Source organism: Streptomyces sp. NPDC001922 (genome assembly GCF_042891165.1).
Taxonomy (GTDB): domain Bacteria; phylum Actinomycetota; class Actinomycetes; order Streptomycetales; family Streptomycetaceae; genus Streptomyces.
Genome location: NZ_JBIASV010000006.1, coordinates 167,250 through 192,847, shown reverse-complemented (window position 1 = coordinate 192,847; position 25,598 = coordinate 167,250). Strand labels below are relative to the sequence as shown.

Genomic DNA, 25,598 nt, shown 5'->3' with positions numbered 1-25,598 from the left:
CCCACCGATCCCGTCCCCACCCACTCGATCGAAGGAGACAACGGCCACCATGGACGCTGTGACCCAGGTCCCCGCGCCGGTCAACGAGCCGGTGCACAGCTACGCACCCGGCAGCCCCGAGCGTGAGCGGCTCGAAGCCAAGCTCAAGGAGCTGGCCGACAACCCGATCGACCTCCCGATGACCATCGGTGGGGAGAAGCGGATGGGCGGCGGTGAGCGCTTCGACGTGGTCCAGCCGCACAACCACTCCTCCCGGCTCGGAACGTTCGGCAACGCCACGGAGCAGGACGCCCAGGACGCCGTCGACGCCGCCCTGGCCGCCGCCCCCGCCTGGCGCGCGCTGAGCTTCGACGACCGCGCGGCGATCATCCTCAAGGCCGCCGAGCTCCTGTCCGGCCCCTGGCGCGAGACGCTGGCCGCCTCCACCATGCTGGGCCAGTCCAAGACCGCGCAGCAGGCCGAGATCGACACGCCCTGTGAGCTCATCGACTTCTGGCGCTTCAACGTGCACTTCGCCCGCCAGATCATGGCGGAGCAGCCGATGGCCAACGCTCAGGGTGTCTGGAACCGGTCGGACCACCGGCCGCTCGAGGGCTTCGTCTACGCGATCACGCCCTTCAACTTCACCGCGATCGCGGGCAACCTCCCCACCGCCCCGGCCCTGATGGGCAACGTCGTGCTGTGGAAGCCGTCCCCGACGCAGACCCACGCCGCCGTGCTGCTGATGCAGCTCCTGGAGGAGGCCGGTCTGCCGAAGGGTGTCATCAACCTGGTGACCGGTGACGGCAAGGCAGTGTCCGACGTGGCCCTGAACCACCCGGACCTGGCCGGTATCCACTTCACCGGCTCGACCCGCACCTTCCAGTACCTGTGGAAGACGGTCGGCAACAACATCGAGAAGTACAAGACCTACCCGCGCCTGGTCGGCGAGACCGGTGGCAAGGACTTCATCGTCGCCCACCCGTCGGCCGACCCGGCGGTGCTGAAGACCGCGATGACCCGCGGTGCCTTCGAGTTCCAGGGCCAGAAGTGCTCCGCCGCCTCGCGTGCCTACGTGCCGCGCTCCATCTGGGAGAACGGCTTCAAGGAGGAGTTCGCGGCCGAGGTCGACTCGCTGACCATGGGCGACGTCTCCGACCTGTCGAACTTCATCGGCGCGGTGATCGACGACCGTTCCTTCGCCAAGAACAAGGCCGCCATCGACCGGGCCGCGTCCGACCCGACCGTCGAGGTCGTCGCGGGCGGCACCTACGACGACAGCGAGGGGTACTTCGTCCGCCCGACGGTCCTCGTCTCCACCGACCCGGAGAACGAGATCTTCAAGGACGAGTACTTCGGTCCGATCCTCGGCGTGCACGTCTACGACGACGAGAAGTACGACGAGATGCTGGAGCAGATGGAGTCCGCCTCGGCGTACGGTCTGACCGGCTGCGTCATCGCCCAGGACCGCGCCGCCGCGGCGGCCACCGGCGAGGCGCTGCGCTTCGCGGCGGGCAACTTCTACATCAACGACAAGCCGACCGGCGCGGTCGTCGGCCAGCAGCCGTTCGGCGGCGGTCGTGCCTCCGGCACGAACGACAAGGCCGGCGCCAAGCAGAACCTGATGCGCTGGACCTCGACCCGCTCCATCAAGGAGACCCTGGTCCCGCCGACGGACTACCGCTACCCGCACATGGGCTGACCCGGCCGCCGGACCCCCGGCCCGCCGGCCGCCCAGGCCACCGCCCCCGCCCGGATCCCTCCCGGGCGGGGGCGGAGTGCGTTGGGCCCGCTGGCAGGCGCGGGGGAGCCGGCGGGGTGGCGGGGCGCCGGCCGGGCCCGGAACGGCGGGTGGTGTTCGCCGTCCGGGCCCGGGTGCGTCACCCTCCGCGCCGGGCCCGGGTGCGTCAGCGGTTGACGGCCTGAGCCTCCTGGACCGTGACCTCGGTCGTCGTGCCGAACGTGCCGTCGGGGAGGTCACCGCCCTGGCCGTCGGAGCCCTCCCAGGAGATCTTCCAGGTGAGCGTGGCCTTGAACGGGAACGGCCCGTCCTGAGAGGCGCGGAGATAGGTCAGCCCGCACGGCGGTGTGCGGTCGCCCTGGCCCTTGGTGTACGGCGTGCCGATGCGGCCGTCCTCGATCGGGCACTCCCCGGAGGCCGGGTGGAGCTCGGCGTCCTCGGTACCGGGGTCCAGCCGGAGGGAGACGGGGGTGGCGGTGGTGGTCGCGGAGATGCCCAGGGCGTCGATGGAGGCGGTGACCGACACGGGCTTGAACGCGGTCTCGTCCAGCCAGGCCCAGGTCGGCAGATTGACCGTCTGCCGGGCGTCGGGGGAGAGCTTCACCTCGGTGTCCGGGACGCGGATCCTGTCGTACGCGAGCTGGCCGAGTATTTCCGGGGTCACGGCGTTGGGGACGTTCGGCGGGTCGCCCTTGTCCACCCAGAAGGTGGGTTTGTCGCAGGAGAGCGCGGCCGGTTCCGCGATGCGGTCCGGATTGGCCACCGCGTCCCACCAGTAGCCCTCGTCCTGCTTGTCGAGGTTGAAGTCCTTGTAGGGTTCCCCGCCTTCATAGCGCTTGCGCTGCGCCGCGTCCCATTCGTAACCGGTGGAGCCGGCCTCCCAGATCGGTTCGGTGTAGGCCTTGAACTGCTTTGCCGTCCACTTCGGCTGGTACCAGCACGGGGGCGGGGTCCAGTCGCCCGCCGGCGTGACCGGCCCGGCCCCGCCGCCCTTTCCGTTCCGGGACTGGTCGAAGTGGATGGCCATGGCGGAAGCGGAAATGTCGTTGCCGGATTTGTCGCCGGAGGTGTTCTCGCGCGGGTTCTGCGACTCGTTGCCGAAGTCGTCGGCCGCCCGAGCGACCGACGGAACGGTCATCATGATTCCGAGAGCCGAGGCCACGACAGCCGCGACCGCGGAGCGGTCCTTCCTCACGGCTGGCACTGTGCGGCCCCTCTCTGCGAGAGCATCTTCTCGGTGACCCAGACGCCCTGGTCGTTCTTCCTCATCGAGGTGTTGTAGAACACGTAACTGTTCTTGGTCACCGGTGTCTCGTCGACCTTGTCGGTCTCGATGTACCGGTTGAACGCCTTGCTCTGGTCCTCGCAGTACACCAACGACGCCTTCCCGCCCTTCACCGAGACCGCCCCCTTGAAGAAGCGGTAGGTGCCGGTGGTGCGTGCCTTGTGGTCGACAAATCGCTTCACATAGACCTCGGTTCCTGCTGCGGCCTCTCCCTCGGAGTAGAAGCGGTAGGCCTTGTGCAGCGGGTCCTGCTCGGCGAGTGCCATGTCCGTGGCCTTGATGAACTGTTCGCCGTCGTGGAGTACGGCCTTCTCCGTGGCATTACGTGTGGACGGCCAGTTGAAGACGTACTTCAGGTCCTTCGGCAGGGCGATCTTCGGTCTGTCCGTCGATTCCTCCGCCTCGGAGGCGCTCGGGGAGGCCTGTTGCTTGCTGTCCCGGGCTCCGGCGATCTTGTCGCCGTCCTTGGTCTTGTCGTCACCTCCCCCGCAGGCGGTCAGCAGCAGTGCTCCGGCTGCGGCAAGTGCGGCGGCAGCGGGCAGGGAAGGGCGGTTCACGGTCGACTCCCGGTGGGGCGAGGGCTGAATGGGTGACGTGACGCTATCGGTGGGCCCCGGCCACCGCCAGTGTTTCTGCGGTCTCCCGGAGTCGTGTACGGCCCTTTCGTAACCCTTTCGTGTGGTGTTCACCGCCGAGGTCACAGATATCGGGAAGGCCGGCCGGCTCTGTGGTCGGCAACGCGGGGCGGCTGCGACACCACCGCCCGGCGGAATGCGGCATTTTGCGCGGTACGTGGGCCGGAATCCCCGCAACAGCATGGATTCCACCCGGTGTTCATCAGATGCGCCGAGAGTTGCCCGCCACGACCGTGGTCCTCTTCATCGCCGGCACTCCGCCGCCCCTCGCCGGGAAACGATGCGGGTCGTCTGCCACACGCCTGCGTCGTTCTTCGTCAGGACGGTGTTGTAGACGACGTAGCTGTTCTCGCTGACCGGAGTGATCTTCGCCTTCCCGGTCCTCAGGTCTTTGCTGTAGCCCTTGCTCTCGTCCGCGCAGTAGCTGAGCGAAGCGGTATCGGCGTCCTTGATCGTTACCGGGGCTCTTGCAGAAAGCCCCCGCGTTCACGCCGGGGATGAATGCATCTCAAGGCTGCTCTGACGTGCACGTCAGAGCGGGCGTTGTTGCTGCTCGATGTACTGGCGGATGATCGCCAACGGTGCTCCGCCGCACGATGCGGCGAAGTATGAGGGCGACCACAGGTGCCCGTGCGTGATGGCGGGGTTGATCCGGTCGGTGAACTCTTGGCGGATCCGGCGGGCGGAGACGCCTTTGAGGCTGTTGACCAGTTTGGAGACGGCGACCTTGGGCGGGTAGTTGATCAGGAGGTGGACGTGATCGCGTTCGCCGTTGAACTCCTTCAGCTCCGCCTCGAAGTCCTCACACACCTTCCGCATGACCTCTTCGCAGCGCGTCAGCATCTCATCGTCGAACACTCCACGCCGGGACTTGGTCACAAAGACCAAGTGAACGTGCATCGCCGAAACCACATGCCTGCCACGCCTGTAGTCATTCTCCTGATTCACGAGACCAATCGTAGTAGCGTCGTAGTCATGCAGCTCCGCTACAACTTCCGGGCCTACCCGGACGCCTCCCAGTCCCGTGCGCTGGCGAAGGCGTTCGGGTGCGCCCGTGTGGTGTGGAACGACTGCCTGCGCGACCGGAAGGAAGCGCACGCGGCAGGGCTGCCGTATGTGACGTCGGGCGAGCTGTCCCGGCGTCGCATCACCCAGGCCAAACGCACCGCCGAGCGCGCCTGGCTCGCCGAGGTGTCGGCGGTCGTCCTGCAACAGTCCCTGCGCGACCTCGACACCGCGTACCGGAGCTTCTTCGATTCGATCAAGGGCAAGCGGCGGGGCCGGAGGGTCGGGCCGCCGCGGTACAAGTCGAAGAAGGACACCCGGCAGTCGATCCGCCTCAACACCAACGCCTTCTCCCTCCAGGAAGACGGCACCGTGTACGTGGCCAAGGTCGGCAACCTCAAGGTCAGGTGGTCGCGGCGGCTTCCGGCCGAACCCACATCCCTGACCGTCACCCTGGACAGCTCCGGGCGGTACTTCCTCAGCTTCGTCGTCGACACCGAGCCCGACATCCTCCCCGAGGCGGAGACCGACACCGGCATCGACCTCGGCCTGTCCGCGTTCGCTGTCCTGTCCGACGGGACGAAGATCGGCAGTCCGCGTTTCCTGCGTCGGGCGGAGAAGAAGCTCAGGCGTCTTCAGCGGGAGCTGTCCCGTAAGGCCAGGGGGTCGAGGAACCGGGCCAAGGCGCGGATCAGGGTCGCACGCCAGCATGCGCGGGTTGCGGACCGGCGCCGGGACTTCCATCACAAGGCGTCCACACAGATCATTCGCGACAACCAAGCGGTGTATGTGGAAGACCTCGCGGTGTCCGGCCTCGGGCGCAGCCGGCTGGCCAAGTCCGTGCACGATGCGGGATGGGCTGCCTTCGTCGGCATGCTGGAATACAAGGCCGCCAAGCACGGCCGCATCTTCGCCAGAGTGGACCGTGCTTTCCCGTCCTCCCAGCTCTGCTCAGCGTGCGGATTCCGGGACGGCCCCAAGCCCCTGCACGTCCGGGAGTGGACGTGCGGCCGGTGTGGGGCCGTGCATGAGCGTGATCACAACGCAGCTTGCAACGTCCTGGCCGAAGGACGTCGTATCGTCGCCGCCGGGCGGGTGGAGACGTCAAACGCCTGTGGAGCGCGGGTAAGACGGGTACCTGTTCCCGCACAGCGCGGTGAAGCAGGAAGCCCCCGGAAGGGTCAACCGACCCAGGCCGGAATCCCTGGATGTTAGGCCAGGGAGCACGTCAACTTGCGGTCGAAATGGTGAACGGTGCCGGTCATGCCGAGCCGCGCGTCCTTGAATTGCCGGACCCAGTCCTTGCCCGCCCGGAGTGCTCGCCCCGCGGAGTAGAAGTCGAGCGCCCGGTGCTGCGGGTCCGTGCCCGTGATGGCCGCGTCGACGGCTCGGATGCGTTCGGCGTTGTCGGCGAGTACGGCGTCCCGGGTGGCGTCACCGGTTTTCTCCGGGGAGAACGTCAGCCGCACATCCCGTGGCAGCTCGATCCCGGGCCGTCCCGCCGCTCGCGTCGAGGTGCCGGGGCGGGGCGCCGTGGGCGTCGCGTCCTTCTGCCGGGAGCCGGCCCCGGATCGGCCGTCGTTCCTGGACCGATCATCGCTGCCGGATCGGTCCCCACCTCCGCAGGCGGTCAGCAGCAGGGCCGCTGCTACGGCTGCCGGGAGTGCTGCGGTGACGGTGGGCAGAGAGCGGCGGGGCACGGTCAACTCCCGTGTGGGTGGGGTCGTCTCGGATAGCGGAACGCTACCGGCAGGCCGCTCGCACCCCATGGGTATCCGCTCTCTCCTCGCACTTGGAGGCCGGCCTTCCGTAGCCCGTTCGTGTGATGTTCGCCGTCGGCGTCTCAGATAGTAGGAAGTCCGAGTAACTGTGCAGACAGCGCGAGCCGGCTGTCTTACTTTTGTAGAAGCCGAACGTCTTCGCTCCATCCAGCGACAGGCGGGTGAGCGGTGGTGCCCCCACGCAGGTGACCCCTGCCGCACCGCAGCCCCGCCCTCCGGCGATCCGAACAGATCCGCATGTTCTCGGGGATCTTCTCTTCGCTCTGGTATTGGAGACGCGTCATGACTGAGCCCACCCGTCGGGTCCGCCACGCCGCCCACCGCACCGCCGACAGCACCGCCCGGAAGAACGCCGCCGCCGCTCTGCAGCGCGCGCTGGACCGCCGGGACAACGGCGGTTCCACCGGGCACTGACCCGTCCGCTCGCCGCGGGCTGCCTGCGGCGGGTTCGCCGGCCGGGCCCGCAACCAGCGCCCCGGCTGCCTCGACATCGACACCCGGCGACCCGGTGCCCCGCCTCACGCGATCCCGCATGCGTGAGGTGCGGGGCCCGGGCCTCCGGTGTTTCTTCTGCGCGCTGAGGGGCCCCGAGGCCTCCACGCGCCGATGGCCTGCCGCCCTGCCGCCCTGCCGCCTGTGCGCCCTGTCGCGACGACGCCGAGCGGCTCCCGCGACAGCCGGGCGGCCCTCCCCATCGGAGGACCGCCCGGCCGTCCGCCGGTCACCGGCCGCCCGCCGCCCACCGGCCGCCCGGGCGGAGGTCACCGCCGTCCGGCCGGTGACCTCGTCGCTCAGCTCTGCCCGCGTGTCTGCCCGCGTGCGATCTCGAACGCGTCGATGCGCTCGCCGCTCTCCGCCAGCGCCGTCACCTTCAGCTTCGGCCGCGCCCCCGGCACCGCCTCCACCGCCAGGAACGAGAAGCCGGTGTAGCGGACGCGTGACCACTCCACGGTGTCCGGGTCCGGGATGCGCGACTTGGTCCAGTGGAAGGTGACGATGTGGTCGCGGTCCTCCACGTGCCCCTCGTAGCTGTCCGGAACGCCCGGCCCGAAGCTGTAGAGCTCCTTGCCCGCGCCGCCCGCCGTGACGTACACGATGCCGTCGCGGGTCGGGTCGGTGGTCGCGCCGACCGGGACCGGCTTGCCGACCTCCCCGTCCTTGATCGCGTCGGTCCGCTCGTAGACGTGGTTGTGCCCGTTGATCACCAGGTCGACCTGGTGCTTCGCGAGCAGGTCGCCCCAGGCGTCCCGCACACCGCCGTCCGAGGCGTGGGTGGCCGTGGAGTACATGCAGTGGTGGAAGAAGACCACGACGAAGTCGATCCCGGGCTGTGCGCGCAGCTGCTTCAGGCGCTTGTCCAGCCAGGCGGTCTGCTTGCCGCCGGTGCAGTCCTGGTTCGCCGGGATCTCGTAGCTGACGTCGTTGGCGTCCAGGGCCACCACGCCGACGTTCCCATAGGTGAACGCGTAGATGCCCGGCGCCTTCGACGGGTCGGGGCCGTTCTCCGGGAGCGACCAGCGGGCGGCCTGGCCGCCGTAGCCGTCGGGGGAGTACCAGGCCTCCATGTCGTGGTTGCCGGTCGTCACCATCCACGGCACGCTCGCCGCCACCGACTCGGTCTGGGCGAGGAACTGGTCCCAGACCCGGGCGTCGTAGGTGTCCGACTCCTTGCCGTGGCCGGAGGAGTCGGCGTAGCAGATGTCGCCCGCGTGCAGGTGGAACGACGGGTTCTGGCCGAGGATCAGCTGGTCGTTGGCGAGGGCGTCGTAGCTCACGCCCTGGTCGCCGAAGGCGGTGAAGACGAACTTCTCCGGCTCGGCCGGGGCGGTGCGGAAGGTGCCGATGGTGGACAGCCGGCTCGCCTCGGTGGGGTCGAAGCCGTCGTGTCCCACGCCGTAGTAGTAGGTGGTGCCGGGGCGCAGGCCGTCCAGCGCCGCGTGCAGGTAGTACTGGTCGACGGCGGGGAGGTCCTTCGACAGCGAGGGGGTGTGCAGGTCGCGCACCTCGGCCTCGATCTTCCGGCTCAGCTCCCAGGGCTTCAGCCCCACGCGGACGTACGGCTGCTTGACGGCGAACGGGACCTGCCAGGAGATCCGCATCTGGGTCTTCGGGTCGGCGCCGAAGGCCAGGTGGCGGCCGAACGGGGCGACCAGGGAGCCGTCGACCTTCGCGGTCGCGGCGGCGGTGATCAGGGTGGGGGTCGCGGCGCCGGCCGCGGTCGTACCGGAACCCGCGAGCAGGCCGACGCCCCCGGCGGCGGCCGCGGTGGCGGCGCTGCCGCGCAGAATGCGGCGGCGCGACAGCTTGCTGCGCAGGTACTCGTGCTGTTCGGGCATGCTCATCCGGTCCTGGAGCTGGTCCGGTATGCCGACCCGGGGGGTGTGGGGGGACGCGGGACGGGCCCCGCGGTGCGATGGGGTCATGCGGAACAACTTGCCAGTAACTTCCAACTCCCCGCCATACAAAGGGTGAACGAATTGCGTCGGTCAAGCGGGAAACGGAATCCGGCCGGAGACCGCATGTCCGTATGGCGGACAGCGCGTGTCGGTCCATGGGACGCGGGAGTAGGGTGCGGACATGTCTCGCAGCATCGATCTCGCAGTGATCCCCGGTGACGGCATCGGCCAGGAAGTCGTGGCCCAGGGCCTCAAGGTCCTGTCCGCGGTGCTTCCGCAGGACACGAAGCTGGAGACCCGGAGTTACGACCTCGGCGCCCGCCGCTGGCACGCCACGGGGGAGACCCTCTCCGACGCCGATCTGGAGTCGCTGAAGCAGCACGACGCGATCCTGCTCGGCGCGATCGGCGACCCGTCCGTGCCGTCCGGCGTGCTGGAGCGCGGGCTCCTGCTGAAGCTGCGCTTCGCCTTCGACCACTTCATCAACCTGCGGCCGTCGAAGCTGTTCCCGAACACCGCGACGCCGCTGGAGGGCCGCCCCGACATCGACTTCGTGGTGGTCCGCGAGGGCACCGAGGGCCCGTACGTGGGCAACGGCGGCTCCCTGCGCACCGGCACCCCCGCCGAGGTGGCCACCGAGGTCAGCCTGAACACGGCCTACGGGGTGGAGCGGGTCGTACGGGACGCGTACGAGCGTGCCCAGGCCCGGCCGCGCAAGAAGCTGACGCTGGTCCACAAGAACAACGTGCTGGTGCACGCCGGTCACCTCTGGAAGCGGATCTTCGACGCGGTCGGCGCGGAGTACCCCGAGGTCACCACCGACTACCTGCACGTGGACGCGGCGACGATCTTCTTCGTCACCCAGCCCGAGCGGTTCGACGTGATCGTCACCGACAACCTCTTCGGCGACATCCTCACCGACCTCGCCGCCGCCGTCACCGGCGGTATCGGCCTCGCCGCCTCCGGCAACATCAACCCGACCGGGGCCTTCCCGTCGATGTTCGAGCCGGTGCACGGCTCCGCGCCCGACATCGCGGGCCAGGGCAAGGCGGACCCGACCGCCACGGTGCTCTCCGTCGCCCTGCTCCTCCGGCACCTCGGCTACACCGCCGAGGCCGCCCGGATCGAGGAGGCCGTGGCCGCCGACCTCGCCGAGCGGGACGGCGCCCGGACCACCGACGAGATCGGCGACGCACTCGCCGCCCGGGTGTCCGGCTGACCGACGCCCGTACCGCCGGGCCGACGTCCCGGTGGGACCCGAACCGCGCACCGGCCCCCGCCCCCGACGGCGGGGGCCGACGCATGGGCGCGGCGCCGCGGGCGAGCGTGGCATGCCGGTGACATATCTTGCGCCGGAGCGCCCGGCCGCTGGGCAAGGGCGGTGCCGGGTGCGACCATGTTGCGGGCCGCGCCGTCGACCCCGCGCGGGCGCCGGTTTCCGCTCCGCGACGCGTGCCCTGATAATCGGACACGTGGCCGCACCCGGGAAGCAGCTCGGACGTCACTCACAGCGCCGGAGGCGAAGCGTGCGGTCCGACACGACCTCTTGGTGAAGGACACGCAGACATGACGACGCCCTCGATCGAGCTCAAGCCCTCCTCGCACCCGCTGTCGGCAGCGGAGCGGGAGGCCGTGCTGGCCAACCCCGGCTTCGGCCGCCACTTCACCGACCACATGGTCACGATCAAGTGGACGGAGGGCCGCGGCTGGCACGACGCGCAGCTCGTGCCGTACGCGCCGCTGTCGGTCGACCCGGCCAACATGACCCTGCACTACGCCCAGACGATCTTCGAGGGACTGAAGGCGTACCGGCAGCCCGACGGCACCGTCGCCACCTTCCGGCCGGAGCAGAACGCCCAGCGCTTCCAGGCCTCCGCCCGCCGGATGGCCATGCCCGAGCTGCCCGCCGACCTCTTCATCGCGGCCTGCGACGCCCTGGTGACCCAGGACGCTGCCTGGGTGCCGGGGGAGGGCGAGCAGTCGCTCTACCTGCGGCCCTTCATGTTCGCCACCGAGGTGGGCCTCGGGGTCCGGCCCGCCAACGAGTACCTCTTCATGGTCATCGCCTCGCCCGCCGGCGCGTACTTCCCGCGCGGCGTGCAGCCGGTCTCGGTGTGGCTCTCCGAGGAGTACGTGCGGGCCGCCCCCGGCGGCACCGGCGCCGCGAAGGCGGGCGGCAACTACGCCGCGTCCCTCGTCGCCCAGGCGCAGGCCGCCGAGCAGGGCTGCGACCAGGTGGTCTGGCTGGACGCCATCGAGCGCCGCTGGATCGAGGAGATGGGCGGCATGAACCTGTACTTCGTGTACCGCGGGGCGGACGGCGCGCGGCGCATCGTCACCCCCGAGCTGTCCGGCTCGCTGCTCCCCGGCATCACCCGCGCCTCGCTGCTGCAGATCGCCGAGGACCTCGGCTACGAGGTCGCGGAGAGCCGGATCTCGGTGGAGGACTGGCGCAACGGCAACGCCGACGGGTCGCTGACCGAGGTGTTCGCCTGCGGCACCGCGGCCGTGATCACCCCGGTCGGCTCGGTGAAGTCGGCCCGGGGCGACTGGACCGTCGGCGACGGCGAGCCCGGTGAGGTCACCATGCGGCTGCGCAGGGCGCTGCTGGACATCCAGACCGGCGCGGCCCCCGACACCCACGGCTGGATGCACCCGCTCGGCGGCTGAGGCACCGTCCGGAACGGCGGCTGACCAACGGCCGGAACGGCAGGGGACGGCGGCACCGGAGGGGTCCGGGGCCGCCGTCCGTCGTCGATGCCGCCGACCACCGGTCCACGCGGCGCCGGCCCGCCGTTCCGCCGGGCGCACCCGGTCCGGCGGCCCGCCGTTCCGCCGGGTACAGCCGGTCCGCCCGCCCGCCGCACCACGGTGAACGCAACGTACGCAAGTACGCGTGATCGTTGCGGCGGGCACCCTTGCCGCGCACTGCCGGCTCCGGCAGCGTGACCCGCCATGGGACGACAGCACTGGAAGAAGATCTGGGTCGGCTCGGCCGGCAACATGGTCGAGTGGTTCGACTGGTTCGTGTACGCGAGCTTCGCCACCTATTTCGCCGGCTCGTTCTTCCCCAGCGGCAACCCCACCGCGCAACTGATGAACACCGCGGGCATCTTCGCCGTCGGCTTCTTCATGCGCCCGGTCGGCGGCTGGCTGCTGGGCCGGGTCGGTGACCGCAAGGGCCGCAAGGCCGCCCTGACGCTCACCGTCACCCTGATGTCGGCCTCGGCGGTGCTCATCGCCGTCGCGCCGACCTACACGGTCGCGGGCTACGGCGGCGCGGCCGTCCTGCTCGTCGCCCGCCTCCTCCAGGGGCTCTCGGTCGGCGGCGAGTACGCGGCCAGCGCGACCTACCTCACCGAGGCGTCCGCCCCCGACCGCCGGGGCTTCGCCTCCAGCTTCCAGTACGTCTCGATGACGGCCGGTCAGCTCGTGGGCCTCGGGCTGCAGATCGTGCTCCAGCGCACCCTGTCCGAGGAGGCGCTGCACAGCTGGGGCTGGCGCATTCCGTTCATCATCGGCGCGCTCGGCGCCGCCGTGGTCTTCTACCTCCGGCGGAACATGCTGGAGACCGAGGTGTACGAGGCGGCCGACGGCTCGGGCGGCCCGGCGGAGGAGCAGCGCGGCACGCTCACCGCGCTGTGGCGGCACCGGCGGGAGGCGTTCCTGGTCATCGCCCTGACCATGGGCGGCACGGTGGCGTACTACACCTACACCACCTATCTGACGAAGTACCTCTCCAACTCGGCCGGTCTCCCCAAGCAGACCGCGACCCTGGTCAGCTTCTGCGCGCTGCTGGTCTTCATGTGCCTGCAGCCGCTCGCCGGGCTGCTGTCCGACCGGATAGGCCGCCGCCCGCTGCTGATCACCTTCGCGGTCGGCTCCACGTTCCTCACCGTGCCGATCATGACGATGCTGCGGGACGCGGGCAGCTTCTGGCCGGCGTTCGGCCTGGCCCTGCTCGCCCTGGTGGTCGTCACCGGCTACACCTCGATCAACGCCTGTGTGAAGGCCGAGCTGTTCCCCACCGGCGTCCGCGCCCTCGGCGTCGCGCTGCCGTACGCCATCGCCAACGCCCTGTTCGGCGGCACCGCGGAGTACGTCGCCCTGTGGTTCAAGAAGGGCGGCGCCGAGTCCGGCTACTACTGGTACGTCGCGGGCTGCGCGGCGGTCTCCCTCGTCGTCTACCTGACCATGCGCGAGACCCGGGACATCGACCTGCACCGCGTCGGCTCGGGCCCGGCCGCCGCGGCGGACCCGGACGAGCAGGCCACCGTCGGCGCCCGCTGAGCCGGGCGCTGCTGCCGCGCGCGGTGGACGCCCCGCTCACGGCCACCGCCCGGCGCCACCGCCCGCTTTGCCGGCCCGGCTCCGGGGAGGGGCGCGCCACCGGTCCGTTCCGGCGGCGCGCCCACATGGTGAGACCCTGTCCCGTATCGGGCGCATTCCGTGCCAGACTGCCCCCGTGCTCTCGTTCGTCATGATTATTGGCAGCAGGCGCGCCGGTCCGCAGTGACCGCACCGTGGTGACGACCACCCGGAGCGGACACCGTGTCCTCAGACCCGCGCGCAGACCTCTCGCTACCCGCGAGGGGTTTTTTCGTTTCCCGGCCACCTTCACCGGGGGCGGAGCGCAAGGGAGCATGGAGAGGGACTCCTCCAGCCACCGCTGGCGGACCCCACCCAGCGGCTGGGGGAGGTGGAGCCGGTCTTTCCCTGGCCTACGGCACGGGGACCCCAGGTAGACCGAGATCCCGACACAGGAGTCAGATCAGCATGAAGGACGCAACCGGCCCCGACCGTCCCGGGGACGACTTCCACGTCTTCGACACCACCCTGCGCGACGGCGCGCAGCGGGAGGGCATCAACCTCACCGTCGCGGACAAGCTGACCATCGCCCGGCACCTGGACGACTTCGGCGTGGGCTTCATCGAGGGCGGCTGGCCCGGCGCCAACCCCCGGGACACGGAGTTCTTCGCCCGCGCGCAGGCCGAGATCGACTTCCGGCACGCCCAGCTCGTCGCCTTCGGCTCGACCCGCCGGGCCGGTGTCGCCGCCGCGGACGACCCGCAGGTCAAGGCACTGCTCGACTCCGGCGCCCCGGTGATCACCCTGGTCGCCAAGTCCCACGACCGGCATGTGGAGCTGGCGCTGCGGACCACGCTGGACGAGAACCTGGCGATGATCCGGGACACCGTGGAGTACCTCCGCTCCCAGGGCCGGCGGGTCTTCCTCGACTGCGAGCACTTCTTCGACGGCTACCGGGCCAACCCCGGGTACGCCAAGCAGGTCGTGCGGACGGCGTCCGAGGCCGGCGCGGACGTGGTCGTGCTCTGCGACACCAACGGCGGCATGCTGCCCGCCCAGATCCAGGCGGTCGTCGCCACCGTCCTGGCCGACACCGGCGCCCGGCTGGGCGTCCACGCCCAGGACGACACCGGCTGCGCCGTCGCCAACACCCTGGCCGCCGTGGACGCGGGCGCCACCCATGTGCAGTGCACCGCCAACGGCTACGGCGAGCGGGTGGGCAACGCCAACCTGTTCCCCGTGGTGGCGGCGCTCCAGCTGAAGTACGGGCGGCAGGTGCTGCCGGAGGGCGCGCTGGCGGAGATGACCCGGATCTCGCACGCCATCGCCGAGGTCGTCAACCTCACCCCCGCCACCCACCAGCCCTACGTCGGCGTCTCCGCCTTCGCCCACAAGGGCGGCCTCCACGCCTCGGCGATCAAGGTCGACCCGGACCTGTACCAGCACATCGACCCCGAACTGGTCGGCAACACCATGCGGATGCTGGTCTCCGACATGGCCGGCCGCGCCTCCATCGAGCTCAAGGGCAAGGAGCTGGGCGTCGACCTCGGCGGCGACCGCGACCTGGTCGGCCGGGTCGTGGCGCGGGTCAAGGAGCGGGAGCTGGCGGGCTACACCTACGAGGCCGCCGACGCCTCGTTCGAACTGCTGCTGCGCGGGGAGCTGGAGGGCCGCGACCGGCGCTACTTCCGCGTCGAGTCCTGGCGGTCCATCGCCGAGACCCGCCCGGACGGCACACACGCCAACGAGGCCACGGTGAAGCTGTGGGCCAAGGGGGAGCGGATCGTCGCGACCGCGGAGGGCAACGGTCCGGTCAACGCCCTCGACCGGGCGCTGCGCATCGGCCTGGAGCGGATCTACCCCCAGCTGGCGCAGCTGGAGCTGGTCGACTACAAGGTCCGCATCCTGGAGGGCAAGCACGGGTCGGAGTCCACCACCCGGGTGCTGGTCTCGACGAGCGACGGCAAGGGGGAGTGGTCGACCGTCGGCGTCGCGGAGAACGTCATCGCCGCGTCCTGGCAGGCGCTGGAGGACGCGTGCACCTACGGGCTGCTGCGGGCGGGCGTGGAGCCGCAGGAGTAGCAGGAGCAACGGGCCCGGCACAGCGGCGTGCCCCGGCGGGACCGTGCGGTCACCGCCGGGGCACGGCTGTGCGCGGAGGCTCCGGCGCGCGGGCCGGAGCCGCGGGGCCCGGCCCCCGGGCCGGATCCCGGAACCGGCACCGCGGTTCAGGCCTGCGGTTCAGGCCTGCGCTTCAGGCCTGCGGCTCAGGCCTGTGGCGCCGAGCGGGTCGCGGTTCAGGCCTGCGGCTCAGCCGCGCTGCTCAGGCCTGCGGCGCCGACCGGATCGCGGAGATGTCGAACGTCAGCTTCACCTTGTCGCTGACCATGACACCGCCGGTCTCCAGCGCGGCGTTCCAGGTCAGGCCCCAGTCCGAGCGGAGGATCTCGGCGCTGCCCTCGAAGCCCACCCGCTCGTTGCCGTACACGTCGGTGGCGGAGCCGTGGAACTCCAGGTCGATGGCGAGCGGCCGGGTGACGTCCTTGATCGTCAGGTCCCCGGTGATCCGGTAGGAGTCGCCGCCGGTCCGCTCCGCGGCGGTGCTGCGGAAGGTCATCAGCGGGAACTGCTCGGCGTCGAAGAAGTCGCCGCTCCGCAGATGTCCGTCGCGGTCCGCGATCCCGGTGTCCACGCTCGCGATCCGGACGTCCAGGGACGCGCCGGAGCGGGCGGGGTCCGCACCGTCCAGGCTCAGGGTGCCCTCGTACTCGCCGAACGAGCCGCGGACGTTGGTGACCATGGCGTGCCGGACCGTGAAGCCGATGGTGCTGTGCGCGGGGTCGATGGTGTAGTCGCCGGTCAGCGCCGCCAGGGCGGGGTCCGCCTCGAGCACGGCGGCTGCGGTGGCGGTACGGGTGTTCTGCTTGCGGTTGAACAGAGCCATGGCTCCTCCTCGAAGCGAGTTTGTTTAACCTTCAACGAGATGCACTGTAGACCCATGTTGTTCAAAGTTCAACCTTCATGGTGGGTCCTTCCGTGCGCCCCCGGCCGTGCGCCGCTCCGGAGTGTCATGCGCATTGCCGCCGCATGCCCCGAGTGCTAGGCCTGGTGCGACACATGGCGCCATCGGCCCGGACGCCGCCGCCCGGGCGGGAGGCGCCGGACGAGGCCCGGACCGGCGAGCGGTGGCCGCACCGCCGCGGCCGCCCCCGCGCCGGGCGCCCCGACGGAAGGACTCGCCGTGCCCCTGCCGCCCGACCGGTCCCGCCGCAACCTCCTCACCGCCCTCGGCGCCACCGCGCTCACCTGGGCGGTCGCCGAGCCCGGCCGGGCCGCCGCGGCCCCGCCCTCCGACGACCCGCCCTCCGACGACCCGTTCGCCGCGCTCCGGCAGCGCTGGCTCACCCTGCTGCTGGGCACCGGCTACGACCCGGCCGCCGAGCCGTACGCCTCCCGGCTGCGGGAGACCGGCGGGCTCGCCCGCACCTTCCGGTCGGGCATGCGGCCGGACGAGCGGTCCCTGTGGCCCGACTGCCCCTTCGACCCGCCCGCCGGCATCACCCGCAGCTACCAGCGGCTCGCCACCATGGCGCGGGCCTGGGCCCAGCCCGGCACCGGCCTCACCGGGGACGCCGGCCTCGCCGCCGATGCCGTGCGCGGCCTGGACCACCTCGACGCCCGGATCTACCACCCCGCCACCACGCCCTACGGCAACTGGTGGGAGTGGCGGATCGGGAGCCCCCGGCTGCTGCTCGACACCCTGGCGGTGCTGGACGACCGGCTCGACCCGGCCCGGCGCTCGGCGTACCTGGCCGCCGTCGACCACTTCGTCCCGGACTCCGCGCTCGGCGACTACACCGGCACCAGCACCGGGGCCAACCGGGTCGACCTGTGCCGGGTCGTCGCGCTCCGCGGCCTCCTCGGCCGGGCCCCCGCCAAGCTGGCGCTGGCCCGGGACGCCCTCTCGCCCGTCCTCCCGTACGTCACCAGCGGCGACGGCCTCTACGCCGACGGCTCCTTCATCCAGCACAGCTGGGTCGCCTACACCGGCACCTACGGCCATGTCCTGCTGGACGGGCTCGGCCGGCTCCTCACCCTGCTCGCCGGGTCGGACTGGGAGGTCACCGACCCCCGGCGGCAGATCGTCCTCGACAGCGTGGAGCGGGCCTTCGCCCCGTTCCTGCTGGACGGCCTGGTGATGGACAGCGTCAGCGGGCGCGCCATCAGCCGGGGCGTGCTGCTCGCGGACGAGCGCCGCGTCATGCGCAGCGACCACTACCACGGCCACCAGCTCGTCGCCGCGATCACGCTGCTCGCCGGGGCCGCCTCCGCCGCCGAACGGGACCGCTGGCACGCCATGGTCCGCGGCTGGATCGCCCGGGACACCACCAGCCCCGTCCTCACCGACCCGCAGTTCGACGTGGCGGACCTGGCCCGGCTGGCCGCGGTCGCCGAGGCCCCCGGGCCCCTCGCCCCCGAGCCCGTCGGCCACCGGCTCTTCCCCGCGATGGACCGGGCCGTCCACCGGCGCCCCGGCTGGGCCGCCAACCTGTCGATGGCGTCGGCGCGCATCGCCCACTACGAGAACGGCAACGGCGAGAACCCCCGCGGCTGGCACACCGGCTCCGGGATGCTCCTCTGGTGGGCGGCCGGCGGCGGAGGCCAGTACACCGACTGCTTCTGGCCGACCGTCGACTGGTACCGGCTGCCCGGCACCACCGTGTCCGCCCGGCGCCTCGCCGACAACGAGGGCGGCGGCTGGGGCGAGCCCAGGCCCGACGCCCGGTGGGTCGGCGGCGTGAGCGACGGCGAGTTCGCGGCCGTCGGCCAGCATCTGAAGGGCCTGGCGAGCACCCTCGACGCCCGGAAGTCCTGGTTCTGCGCCGACGACGCCGTCATCTGCCTCGGGGCCGGGATCACCGCCCGGGACGGTACCCGGGTGGAGACCGTGGTGGACAACCGCAACCTGGGGGAGCGGGGCACTCCGGCGCTCACCGTCGACGGCGGGATCCAGCCGTCGGCCCCCGGGTGGCGGCGGACGTTCCGCCGCGCCCGCTGGGCCCATCTCGCCGGCCACGGCGGCTATGTCTTCCCCGGCGGCGCCCGGCTCGACGCCCTGCGCGAGGAGCGCACCGGCTCCTGGCGCGACATCAACACCGGCAGCTCGCCCGCCCCGCTCACCCGCCGCTGGCTCACCCTCTGGCAGGACCACGGCACCGACCCCGAGGGTGCCTGCTACGCGTATCTGCTGATGCCCGGCGCGAGCCCGCGGGCCGTCGCCGCCCGCGCCGCCGACCGGCACTGGCTGACCGTCCTCGCCAACACCCCCCGGTGCCAGGGCGTCGCCGTCCCCTCCCTCGGCCTGACCGCGGTCAACTTCTGGACGGCCGGCTCGGCCGGACCGCTCACCGTCTCCGGACCGGCCGCGGTCCTGGTGCGCCGCCGCGGTCCGAACGCCGAGGTCCGGATCGCCGACCCCGCGCGGTCCGGGGTTCCGCTGGAGCTGTGCTGGGCGCGGCCGGTCCGCCGGGTCACCGCCCGTGACCCCGGCGTCGAGGTGCTGGCCACCGGGCGGTCCCTGCGGTTGCGGGTCGCGGCCGGTACCGCGGGTCACACGTATGGCTGTACGGTCGCCCTCGGGTGAACGCCGGGGGCACGCGGGCGCACAGTTGTGGGATCCTCACAGCCCGGACCGCCCCCAGTCGTGAATACCGGGGCGTTCAGGTGGTGGTTCTGTCCAAGGGTTCCAGGAAAACCGGCGGGACACTGTACGAAGTCGACGGCCCGTTTTCGGGGGACCTGTTCGTAGGGTCGATGCATGACCCTTCTCGACGAGACGCCCAGTGAGGCGAGCGATACCCGTGGGCGGGTGGCCGAGCTCCGCGCGATCCGTGAGCAGGCCCACCGCGGGCCCAGTGACCGGGCGACCGAGGCCCAGAAGGCCAAGGGCAAGCTGACCGCGCGCGAGCGTATCGACCTCCTCCTCGACGAGGGGTCGTTCCGCGAGGTGGAGCCCCTGAGGCGGCACCGCGCGACCGGCTTCGGGCTGGAGGCGAAGAAGCCCTACACCGACGGTGTCGTCACCGGGTGGGGCACGGTCGAGGGGCGGACGGTCTTCGTCTACGCCCACGACTTCCGGATCTTCGGCGGCGCGCTGGGCGAGGCCCACGCCACCAAGATCCACAAGATCATGGACATGGCCATCTCCGCGGGTGCGCCGCTGGTGTCGCTCAACGACGGCGCCGGCGCCCGCATCCAGGAGGGCGTCTCCGCGCTCGCCGGCTACGGCGGCATCTTCCAGCGCAACACCAAGGCCTCCGGCGTCATCCCGCAGATCTCGGTGATGCTCGGCCCCTGCGCCGGCGGCGCGGCCTACTCCCCGGCCCTCACCGACTTCGTGTTCATGGTCCGGGACACCTCCCAGATGTTCATCACCGGCCCGGACGTCGTCCGTGCGGTGACCGGTGAGGAGATCACCCAGAACGGCCTCGGCGGCGCGGACGTGCACGCCGAGACCTCCGGGGTCTGCCACTTCGCGTACGACGACGAGGAGACCTGCCTCGCCGAGGTCCGCTACCTCCTCTCGCTGCTCCCGCAGAACAACCGGGAGAACCCCCCGGCGCACACCGCCGAGGACCCGGCCGACCGGCGCGGCGAGGCACTGCTGGACCTGGTCCCGGCGGACGGCAACCGGCCGTACGACATGCGCAAGGTCATCGAGGAGATCGTCGACGACGGCGACCTCCTGGAGGTCCACGAGCGCTGGGCCACCAACATCATCTGTGCGCTGGCCCGGCTCGACGGACAGGTGGTCGGCATCGTCGCCAACCAGCCGCAGTCGCTGGCCGGCGTGCTGGACATCGAGGCGTCCGAGAAGGCCGCCCGCTTCGTCCAGATGTGCGACGCCTTCAACATCCCGATCGTCACCCTGCTCGACGTCCCCGGCTTCCTGCCCGGCGTCGGCCAGGAGCACGGCGGCATCATCCGGCACGGCGCGAAGCTGCTCTACGCCTACTGCAACGCCACCGTGCCCCGGATCTCCGTCGTCCTGCGCAAGGCCTACGGCGGCGCCTACATCGTCATGGACTCCCAGTCCATCGGCGCCGACCTCACCTACGCCTGGCCGACCAACGAGATCGCCGTGATGGGCGCCGAGGGCGCCGCCAACGTCATCTTCCGCAAGCAGATCGCCGAGGCCGACGACCCCGAGGCCATGCGCGTGCGCATGGTCAAGGAGTACAAGGCCGAGCTGATGCACCCGTACTACGCGGCCGAGCGCGGGCTCGTCGACGACGTCATCGACCCCGCCGACACCCGCCACGTGCTCATCGGCTCGCTGGCCATGCTGCGCACCAAGCACGCCGACCTGCCGTCCCGCAAGCACGGCAACCCCCCGCAGTGACGGAGACCGACATGAGCATCGATCACCACCTCGTCCGCGTCGAGAAGGGGCACGCCGAGCCCGAGGAGCTCGCCGCGCTGACCGCGGTGCTGCTCGCCCGCGCCGCCGCGGGCACCGGCCACCACCCCGCCGGGGCCCGTCCCCGCCGCAGCACCGCCGGCTGGCGCCGGCTGGAGCGCACCCCGGGCTTCCGGGCGCCGCACAGCTGGCAGGGCTGACCCGCCGCGGGCCTCCGCCCGGCGCGGCGGCCCGCACGCACCACGAAGAAGTCCCCGTCCTCCGAGGAGGGCGGGGACTTCTTCGTGTCGTCGTCCGTGCTTACCGGAGCCGGGCCATGAGGGCGTGCTCGACGAGGGTGATGAGCGCGCTCTTGGCGTCCGCGCGGTGGCGGGCGTCGGTGGTGATGATGGGGGCGTCGGGGCCGATCTGGAGGGCTTCCCGGACTTCTTCGGGGGTGTAGGGCTGGTGTCCGTCGAAGCCGTTGAGGGCGATGACGAAGGGGAGGCCCGAGTTCTCGAAGTAGTCGACGGCGGGGAAGCAGTCGGCCAGTCGGCGGGTGTCGACGAGGACGACGGCGCCGATGGCGCCGCGGACGAGGTCGTCCCACATGAACCAGAAGCGGTCCTGACCGGGAGTACCGAAGAGGTACAGGATCAGGTCCTGGTCCAGGGTGATACGACCGAAGTCCATCGCCACGGTTGTCGTCGTCTTGTCCGGTGCGTGCGTGAGATCGTCGATCCCCGCCGACGCGGAGGTCATCACGGCTTCGGTACGCAGCGGGTTGATCTCCGAGACCGCGCCGACGAACGTGGTCTTGCCCACGCCGAAGCCGCCCGCCACCACGATCTTTGCGGAGGTGGTGGAGCGGGCTGCACCGCTAGAGCTTCCGAAGTCCACTGAGCACCCTTTCGAGCAGTGTCACATCTGGCTGGCCGCCGGCGGACTCGTCGCCGCCGGGCTGGTGGATGGCGACGAGTCCGGCCTCGGCCAAGTCGGCGACGAGGATTCGGGCGACGCCGAGGGGAATGGTGAGCAGGGCGGAGATCTCAGCGACCGACTTGATCTCCCGGCAGAGGTGGCAGATGCGCTGGTGCTCGGGCAACTGCCCCTGCAGCTGGGCCGGTCCCGCCGTGGTGTGCACCAGTGCCTCGATGGCGAGCTGGTAGCGCGGGCGGGTCCGGCCCCCGGTCATGGCGTACGGCCGCACCAGCGGGTTGGAACTGCCGCCGGCGGGGGACGCCTGCGGCCGCTGGCGCTGCGGCTGCACCGGCTGGATGCGCGGTGCCTGCGGCTGGTCGTACGGCTGCTGCGGGTGCGGGGAGTGGCGGCTGGGCGTGGAGGGGAAGTTGAAGCGGTTGTGGTCCTCACCGTGCGGTGGCTGCTGCCCACCGCCATACGGGTAACCGCTCGGGGGTGTTGCCACGTGTCCTCCTCCAACTGCCGGTCTGCCGATCCCCGCTGAGGGGCCGCGCCACCGCACCCTATGGCGCGGTGGCGCGAAACGCACTGCCTCTTCGTTAGTTGAGAAGGCTGCCCTGGAGTTCAGCACGCAGATCCGGGGTGAGGACGCTGCCCGCTCGGTCGACCAGGAGGGCCATCTCGTAGCCCACGAGGCCGATGTCGCACTCGGGGTGGGCGAGTACGGCCAGCGAGGAACCGTCCGAGACGGACATGATGAAAAGGAAGCCGCGTTCCATCTCGACGACGGTCTGGTTGACCGATCCGCCCTCGAAGATACGGGAGGCGCCGGCCGTCAGCGAGGTCAGGCCGGAGGCCACGGCCGCAAGCTGATCGGCGCGGTCGCGCGGGAACCCTTCGGACATCGCGAGAAGGAGTCCGTCGGCGGAGACCACCACGGTGTGGGACACACCCGGGGTGTTGTCCACGAAGTTGGTGATCAACCAGTTCAGGTTCTGCGCCGCCTGGCTCATCGGGCTCACACTAACGCTCCTGATCGTAGGTGCTGCCGCCGGGGCCGAAGCCCTGGCCGTTGGTGTCCGTCCCCGCGTTGCGTCCCTGCTGGACACCCCGCCGCAGGTTGCTCAACCTGCCGCGGATGTCCTCCGGGGCGCGGGAGACCTGGGGGCCGCCCTGCGGGGTCTGCTCTGCGGTGCCCTCGACCAGATTGGCCTTGGGCACCCGCCGGGGAAGTCCGGAGGAAGTGACTCCACCGGCCTTCGGCTCCCGGAGCTTCTCGGCACGCTGCCAGCGGTCGTCGTTGGCCGACCGCCAGTCCGTGCCGTTCTCCTGGGGGACCTGAGGGACCGACTGGGTCCGCTCCGGCTCCTCGGGCTGCTGCCCGCCCCTGTCACGGCGCGGAAGGCCTGCGCCGGTCATGGAGTGGGTGCCGCTCGGGGAGGGTCCCGGCCGTTCGAAGCCTACGCGGTCCGGCGCCCCGGCGGCACTGCCGCGAGATTCCGATTCCGCTCCGTAATCCGGCTGGTAACGGCTCTCGTACGTAGCGGACCCGTCCCACTCGGTCTGCTGCGTCTGGCCGTCGTACTGCGGGTACGCAGCGCCGCCGGTGGCCTCGGGCTCGCTGTAGGCCGCCTCCTGGTAGCCGGACTCCGAGTAGCCGTGCTGCTCGTAGCCGGATTCCGGATAAGCCGCCTGCGGGAATTCTGCGGTGTTGTGGCCCTGCTGCTGCCCGTAGCCGTTCCGCTCGGGGTACGAGGGCTGCTCGTGGTAGCCGGTCTGCTCGTTCTCGTCGCGGAACAGCGGACGGTCGTCGGTCCGGTTCTCCAGCTGCGCCTTGCGCTCCTCGCGCGCCAGCGAGCGGCCCATCGGGTCCAGTTCGCGGATGTCGTCCGGCACGTCGCCGTAGCGCGACTCGTCGAAGCCGAGCTCCGCCGCGGTGCGCATCGGAGCGGGGCCCTGGTCGTAGGACTGCTCCTGCTCCGGCACGATCCGGGAGACCGTGAAGTCGCCCTCGGGCTGCTGGTCGCCGCCACCGCCGTGGGTGATGGCGTCCGGGAGCATGACCAGCGAGGTGGTCCCGGCCTGCTCGCCCGAGGGGCGGAGCTGGACGCGGATGCCGTGCCGGTCGGCCAGCCGGCCGACCACGAAGAGGCCCATGCGCTGGGAGATCGCGGCGTCCACGGTCGGCGGGTTGGCCAGCTTGTGGTTGATGTCCGCGAAGTCCTCGGCGGTCAGGCCGATGCCCTTGTCGTGGATCTCGATCATGACGCGGCCGTCCGGCAGCCGGGTCGCGGTGACCTTGACCTTCGTCTGCGGCGAGGAGAACGACGTGGCGTTCTCCAGCAGCTCGGACAGCAGGTGCACGAGGTCGGTGACGGCGGTGCCGTGGATCTCGCTCTCCGGGACCCCGGTGAGCTGGATGCGCTCGTAGTTCTCCACCTCGGACGCGGCGGCCCGCAGGACGTCCACCAGGGGCACCGGCTGGTTCCAGCGGTGGCCCGGCTCCTCGCCCGCGAGGATGAGGAGGTTCTCGCCGTTCCGGCGCATACGGGTCGCCAGGTGGTCCAGCTTGAAGAGGTTCTCCAGCTGGTCCGGGTCGGCCTCGTTGTTCTCCAGGTCGGTGATCAGGGTGAGCTGCCGCTCGATGAGGCCCTGGTTCCGGCTGGAGAGGTTGGTGAAGATCGCGTTGACGTTGCCCCGCAGCAGCGCCTGCTCGGCGGCGAGCCGGACGGCCTCGCGGTGCACCTGGTCGAAGGCCCGGGCGACCTCGCCGATCTCGTCCTGGCTGGTGATCGGGATGGGCTGGACACGGGTGTCCACCCGGCCCGGGTCGGTCCGGGAGAGCTGGTCGACCAGCATCGGCAGCCGCTGCTCGGCGACGTCGAAGGCCGCGGTGCGCAGCTGGCGCATGCTGTTGCTCATCGAGCGGGCCATCATCCCGGCGATGATGAACGCGGCGAGGAGGGCGATCACCACGATGGCGCCGTTGACGATCGCGTCCTGCTGGGCGTCCTCGGAGATCTGCGCGGCCTCGTCCACGGCCTTGTCGACGAGGTCCTTCTCGATCGAGCGGTAGGCGTCGAACTTGCCGGTCGCGGTGGCGAACCAGGTCTTCGGGGTGATGCCCTTCTGCTTCAGCGCCTCGGGGCCGCTGAACTGGCCGATCGAGGTGACCATGTCCTTCATCGGCGGCGGGGTCACGAACGGCACACCGGCGGCGTCCGCCTGCTGCTTGGCCGCGGCGACCTGCTGGCGGCCCTTGGCCTGGGCGGCCTTGAGGGAGTCCTTCAGCCGCTCCTGGTCCTCGGCCGTGCCACCGGAGACGTACTCGCCGAGGGCGATGTTCTCCAGGTACGCGTAGGAGGTGAAGGCGGTGACCTGGGCGCTGCGGCTCTGGGTGGTCGGACCCGACTTGACCAGCAGGTGCATACCGATGGAGCGCTGCAGCGACTCCGCGGCCTTGGCCAGCGAGATCGCGTAGACCGTACGGCCGTAGCTGGTGATGTTGCCGGTGCCGAGGCCGAGCTCGTTGGCGAACTCCATCAGCGGGTGCTGGACCTGGACGTAGCCCTCTTCGGTCTTCACCCCGGGCAGCGCGGAGGTGTAGGCGCCCTGACGGAGCTGCCCCAGCTTGCCCTCGCTGTCCTGGAAGATCTTCAGCCGGCGCTGCAGGCCCGGCTTGTCGGGCATGTCCTTGACCCGCGCGTCGAACTCTTCCTTCGCGGCGTCGGTCCGTGCCCGCGCGTCGGTGACCACCTTGCTGTTGCGGTCCCCGTTGAGCAGCGGGACGGCGGTCCGGTCACGCTCGTCGATCAGTGCCTGGCCATAGGCGGCGGCGGCCCGCACCAACTGGGCGGTGTGCTCCGCGTCCTGGGCCTCGCGCCAGGTCTGAATGGAGTTGTTGACCTGGAATCCGCCGAAGACGAGTCCGACGAGCACCGGGATCAGCAGAATCGCATTCAGCCGGGTGGGCACGCGCCAGTTCCGCGGCGACAGCCGACCGCCGCTCGCGGGAGCGGGTTCGGGCGTATCGGCGGGCGACGCCGCTGCCCGCGGCGGCGGGGTGAAGTTGCCTCGCGCCTGTTGCGCGGGGCCAGGCTTGCTTCGCCTCACTCGACCAACAACCTCTCGGCGTCGGCACCTACGGT

General features: G+C 71.0%; 20 protein-coding genes. 10 read left to right on the top strand and 10 right to left on the bottom strand.

What is annotated here, in order from left to right; translation table 11 throughout:
• The first annotated feature begins 49 nt into the window (after positions 1 to 49).
• Positions 50 to 1,681 carry an L-glutamate gamma-semialdehyde dehydrogenase gene (gene pruA, locus ACFYYR_RS12760; RefSeq protein ID WP_388850780.1) on the top strand — a complete coding sequence of 544 codons (1,632 nt, stop codon included), beginning with the start codon at positions 50 to 52 and terminating at the stop codon, positions 1,679 to 1,681.
• A gap of 205 nt (positions 1,682 to 1,886) precedes the next feature.
• Here the strand turns inward: pruA and ACFYYR_RS12755 are convergent, their stop codons facing one another.
• The 3 genes from ACFYYR_RS12755 to tnpA all read right to left on the bottom strand — a co-directional run bounded on the left by ACFYYR_RS12755 (position 1,887) and on the right by tnpA (position 4,588).
• Positions 1,887 to 2,924, bottom strand: a complete 1,038-nt coding sequence (locus ACFYYR_RS12755; protein ID WP_388850777.1) for a hypothetical protein — start codon at positions 2,922 to 2,924, stop codon at positions 1,887 to 1,889.
• Positions 2,912 to 3,562: a hypothetical protein gene (locus tag ACFYYR_RS12750; RefSeq protein WP_388850775.1), complete on the bottom strand. Its 651-nt coding sequence runs from the start codon at positions 3,560 to 3,562 to the stop codon at positions 2,912 to 2,914. The genes ACFYYR_RS12755 and ACFYYR_RS12750 overlap by 13 nt, the downstream gene beginning before the upstream one ends.
• A 609-nt stretch (positions 3,563 to 4,171) precedes the next feature.
• Positions 4,172 to 4,588: an IS200/IS605 family transposase gene (tnpA, locus tag ACFYYR_RS12745; RefSeq protein ID WP_388850772.1), complete on the bottom strand. Its 417-nt coding sequence runs from the start codon at positions 4,586 to 4,588 to the stop codon at positions 4,172 to 4,174.
• 27 nt (positions 4,589 to 4,615) lie between these two features.
• Between tnpA and ACFYYR_RS12740 the strand changes: the two genes are divergently transcribed.
• A complete protein-coding gene (locus tag ACFYYR_RS12740) occupies positions 4,616 to 5,860 on the top strand; it encodes an RNA-guided endonuclease InsQ/TnpB family protein (RefSeq protein WP_388850769.1) in 1,245 nt (414 codons plus the stop codon).
• Here the strand turns inward: ACFYYR_RS12740 and ACFYYR_RS12735 are convergent.
• Positions 5,857 to 6,345, bottom strand: coding sequence for a hypothetical protein (locus ACFYYR_RS12735; protein ID WP_388850766.1), 489 nt, complete (start codon positions 6,343 to 6,345; stop codon positions 5,857 to 5,859). The two genes, ACFYYR_RS12740 and ACFYYR_RS12735, sit on opposite strands and share 4 nt — an antisense overlap.
• Before the next feature lie 363 nt (positions 6,346 to 6,708).
• Between ACFYYR_RS12735 and ACFYYR_RS12730 the strand changes: the two genes are divergently transcribed.
• Positions 6,709 to 6,840, top strand: a complete 132-nt coding sequence (locus ACFYYR_RS12730) for a hypothetical protein (protein ID WP_388850763.1) — start codon at positions 6,709 to 6,711, stop codon at positions 6,838 to 6,840.
• 377 nt (positions 6,841 to 7,217) lie between these two features.
• Here ACFYYR_RS12730 and ACFYYR_RS12725 read toward each other — a convergent pair whose 3' ends face one another.
• Positions 7,218 to 8,849: a purple acid phosphatase family protein gene (locus tag ACFYYR_RS12725; protein WP_388850761.1), complete on the bottom strand. Its 1,632-nt coding sequence runs from the start codon at positions 8,847 to 8,849 to the stop codon at positions 7,218 to 7,220.
• Positions 8,850 to 9,003: 154 nt separating this feature from the next.
• Here ACFYYR_RS12725 and ACFYYR_RS12720 point away from each other — a divergent pair, with 154 nt between their 5' ends.
• From ACFYYR_RS12720 to cimA, 4 genes are all read left to right on the top strand, one after another.
• Positions 9,004 to 10,041 carry a 3-isopropylmalate dehydrogenase gene (locus tag ACFYYR_RS12720; RefSeq protein WP_388850758.1) on the top strand — a complete coding sequence of 346 codons (1,038 nt, stop codon included), beginning with the start codon at positions 9,004 to 9,006 and terminating at the stop codon, positions 10,039 to 10,041.
• Positions 10,042 to 10,388: 347 nt separating this feature from the next.
• On the top strand, positions 10,389 to 11,492 hold the full coding sequence (locus ACFYYR_RS12715) for a branched-chain amino acid aminotransferase (protein WP_388850755.1): 1,104 nt from the start codon (positions 10,389 to 10,391) through the stop codon (positions 11,490 to 11,492).
• 285 nt (positions 11,493 to 11,777) lie between these two features.
• Entirely contained in the window at positions 11,778 to 13,112 is a 1,335-nt protein-coding gene (locus ACFYYR_RS12710; protein WP_388850752.1) for an MFS transporter, read from the top strand.
• Between the two features lie 486 nt (positions 13,113 to 13,598).
• A complete protein-coding gene (cimA, locus tag ACFYYR_RS12705) occupies positions 13,599 to 15,212 on the top strand; it encodes a citramalate synthase (protein ID WP_388850749.1) in 1,614 nt (537 codons plus the stop codon).
• A gap of 241 nt (positions 15,213 to 15,453) precedes the next feature.
• Here the strand turns inward: cimA and ACFYYR_RS12700 are convergent, their stop codons facing one another.
• Positions 15,454 to 16,074 (bottom strand): YceI family protein, encoded by a 621-nt coding sequence (locus ACFYYR_RS12700; protein WP_388850746.1) that lies wholly within the window; start codon positions 16,072 to 16,074, stop codon positions 15,454 to 15,456.
• Positions 16,075 to 16,371: 297 nt separating this feature from the next.
• Here ACFYYR_RS12700 and ACFYYR_RS12695 point away from each other — a divergent pair, with 297 nt between their 5' ends.
• The 3 genes from ACFYYR_RS12695 to ACFYYR_RS12685 all read left to right on the top strand — a co-directional run bounded on the left by ACFYYR_RS12695 (position 16,372) and on the right by ACFYYR_RS12685 (position 20,750).
• Positions 16,372 to 18,774 carry a polysaccharide lyase 8 family protein gene (locus ACFYYR_RS12695; protein WP_388850743.1) on the top strand — a complete coding sequence of 801 codons (2,403 nt, stop codon included), beginning with the start codon at positions 16,372 to 16,374 and terminating at the stop codon, positions 18,772 to 18,774.
• 174 nt (positions 18,775 to 18,948) lie between these two features.
• Positions 18,949 to 20,532 carry an acyl-CoA carboxylase subunit beta gene (locus tag ACFYYR_RS12690; protein ID WP_388850741.1) on the top strand — a complete coding sequence of 528 codons (1,584 nt, stop codon included), beginning with the start codon at positions 18,949 to 18,951 and terminating at the stop codon, positions 20,530 to 20,532.
• Between the two features lie 11 nt (positions 20,533 to 20,543).
• Entirely contained in the window at positions 20,544 to 20,750 is a 207-nt protein-coding gene (locus tag ACFYYR_RS12685; protein ID WP_388850738.1) for an acyl-CoA carboxylase epsilon subunit, read from the top strand.
• Positions 20,751 to 20,850: 100 nt separating this feature from the next.
• On the opposite strand, the gene ACFYYR_RS12680 is transcribed toward ACFYYR_RS12685, so the two are convergent.
• The 4 genes from ACFYYR_RS12680 to ACFYYR_RS12665 all read right to left on the bottom strand — a co-directional run bounded on the left by ACFYYR_RS12680 (position 20,851) and on the right by ACFYYR_RS12665 (position 25,563).
• Positions 20,851 to 21,429, bottom strand: a complete 579-nt coding sequence (locus ACFYYR_RS12680; RefSeq protein ID WP_078650299.1) for an ATP/GTP-binding protein — start codon at positions 21,427 to 21,429, stop codon at positions 20,851 to 20,853.
• Positions 21,410 to 21,955, bottom strand: coding sequence for a DUF742 domain-containing protein (locus tag ACFYYR_RS12675; RefSeq protein WP_388850735.1), 546 nt, complete (start codon positions 21,953 to 21,955; stop codon positions 21,410 to 21,412). Before ACFYYR_RS12675 ends, ACFYYR_RS12680 begins: the two co-directional genes overlap by 20 nt.
• A gap of 94 nt (positions 21,956 to 22,049) precedes the next feature.
• Positions 22,050 to 22,463, bottom strand: a complete 414-nt coding sequence (locus tag ACFYYR_RS12670; protein ID WP_098749732.1) for a roadblock/LC7 domain-containing protein — start codon at positions 22,461 to 22,463, stop codon at positions 22,050 to 22,052.
• A gap of 10 nt (positions 22,464 to 22,473) precedes the next feature.
• On the bottom strand, positions 22,474 to 25,563 hold the full coding sequence (locus ACFYYR_RS12665) for a nitrate- and nitrite sensing domain-containing protein (protein ID WP_388850732.1): 3,090 nt from the start codon (positions 25,561 to 25,563) through the stop codon (positions 22,474 to 22,476).
• Positions 25,564 to 25,598 lie beyond the last annotated feature (35 nt).